The organism is Sporichthya brevicatena, from assembly GCF_039525035.1.
Lineage (GTDB): Bacteria > Actinomycetota > Actinomycetes > Sporichthyales > Sporichthyaceae > Sporichthya > Sporichthya brevicatena.
This window is the reverse complement of sequence record NZ_BAAAHE010000022.1, coordinates 1-1921: the sequence shown is the minus strand read 5'-3', so window position 1 is coordinate 1921 and position 1921 is coordinate 1. Positions and strand designations below refer to the sequence as shown.

The following is a 1921-nucleotide window of genomic DNA, read 5'->3' as shown; positions in this document are numbered from 1 at the left end:
GGTGCTGCCACGACTCTCATCCTTCCTGGAATGAGAGCCTCCACCAGACCCGGGGCGATTCAGAGTCTGGCGGTTCTGACGGGCGACCTCGATGACTTCGACACCGGCAGCGTTCAGATGCCGGAACACTCCGGCCCCGAACGAGCCGGTGCCTTCGATGCCGACCCGGACCGGCTCGCCGAACGAACCCAGCCAGGTCTGCAGGGCGTGATAGCCGGCCCGGTTGGCCGGGAACTCCTGATCGCCGAGCAATTGACCGGTGGCGGCGTCGAGGGCCGCGACGTGATGAGTGCTCTTGTGAGTGTCGATGCCGCCGATGACTTGGCGGGCAAGCGCGTTGGTGGTCATGCTGGACTCGCCGTCCTTCTCGATCGGGTTGGGTGGCACGTCACCGACCGGGTCGGGCGGACAGCACAGTGAGGGGCTTGGTGCTGCAAGCTCCTATCAAGTCACGTCCGGCTCGGCGGTGACGTCACAGCACCGCCCCGAAGACCCAGCCGACCGTTCCACATGTGGACAGCCAACGGCGTCAATGAGCCTCGGAGTCAGACCGAGCCCTCGAGGCGGCACCGAATAGCCTCTCTCGCAGTCCCGTCCGACAGCGGGATTTCAAAGACAGCCCCGGTACGGGCGTCACATTTGGCTCAGGTCAGATCGTCGCCGCGAGATCGGCCCGCTCATCCTCACTGTGGGCCTCGCACCACGCGGCGGGGCGCGTACACCCAACGCCGATGCAGCCGATGTCCCGCGCGACCAGCGCGGCCCATTGGGCGGGGGTGGCGACGCGGACCTCGCGGCCCATCGCCAGCGGCACCCCGAGGGTGTTCGCCAGGATCGGGGTGATCCCGGCATCGCACGCGAGCCGCTGCAGCGTGGGGATGTCGAGGTCTTCCCCGGTCGCGGTGCGCGCGAAGGGGTGACCGGTGTCGCCGGCCATGGTCTCCACGCTCGCGGTCACGTGCAGGTGCGGGCGCACGCCGTGGGAGGCGGGCAGGTCGCCGAAGCGCAGGAACTGGCGGAACACGTCGGCGAGCGCGTCGTGGCGGCGTTGCGGGGCGGAGCGTTCGTCGCGCTGGCCGTTGACGGCCGGCCGCGGCGCGGCGAGGGGGTCGAGCGCGGCCTTCACGAGGGCGGCGACCTCGTCGGTCAGTTCCCCGCGGATGCGGTGCAGCCCGTTGCCCAGGTCGGTGATGGTCAGGGACCGTCGCCGCTGGGCCCGGCGCGCCCGCTTGGACTCCGCCGGGGCGTCGCCGTTGGGGTCGTCCGGGTCCGGTGCCGGGGGCTTGCCGTCCTCGTCGAGGACCTCTTCGATGTGGCGGCCCAGCCGCAGGATCGCGCTCGGGGTCAGCACCCCGGGCCTTGGCCAACAAGAACGCCTCCGCGTCGGCGAGCTCAGAGGCGGAGCCGACGGGCTCGATCTTGCGCAGACTCCGCGCCACCGCGCGGGCCTGGTCCCGGTTCAGCTCCCCGGAGGCGAGCGCCTCGACGGTGGCGTTCCCCTTGCGGGACAGGATGTCGGCGTCCTTGACCCGTTGCCGCGCCTCGGCCGGGTGCAGATCCAGTTTCTGCCCCAGCCACACCGCGGTCGAGATCTTCCCGTCCGCCAGCGACAGCCCGCGCACGTCGGCCTCCCGGACCGCCCGCACCCCCACCGCGGCAACCGCGGAGTCCAACTCCGACTGCGCGCGGACCATCAGCTCCAGATCGGCGTCGGTGAAGGTCCACACCTCGTCCGCGGTGAGCATCGCCGCGACCTTGCGGACGTCCTCGACAGCACTGGCGATGGTCGCCAGTGCCGGATGCGTCGTCCCCACCCCTGCGGACATACCACGATTCTACCCGGATTCGAACACATGTTCTGCATATCTGCTTGAGTGCAGTAGCATTTGATGGGTGAGCGAGGAACGACCCGTCGGTGGTG

General features: G+C 69.9%; 1 protein-coding gene and 1 pseudogene. Both read right to left on the bottom strand.

What is annotated here, in order from left to right:
• Positions 1 to 348 (bottom strand): IS110 family transposase (locus ABD401_RS14190; RefSeq protein ID WP_344605793.1); only part of this gene is annotated, 348 nt, incomplete at its 3' end.
• A gap of 340 nt (positions 349 to 688) precedes the next feature.
• A pseudogene (locus ABD401_RS14185) lies at positions 689 to 1826 on the bottom strand (DUF222 domain-containing protein); the annotation flags it as partial.
• Between the last annotated feature and the right edge of the window lie 95 nt (positions 1827 to 1921).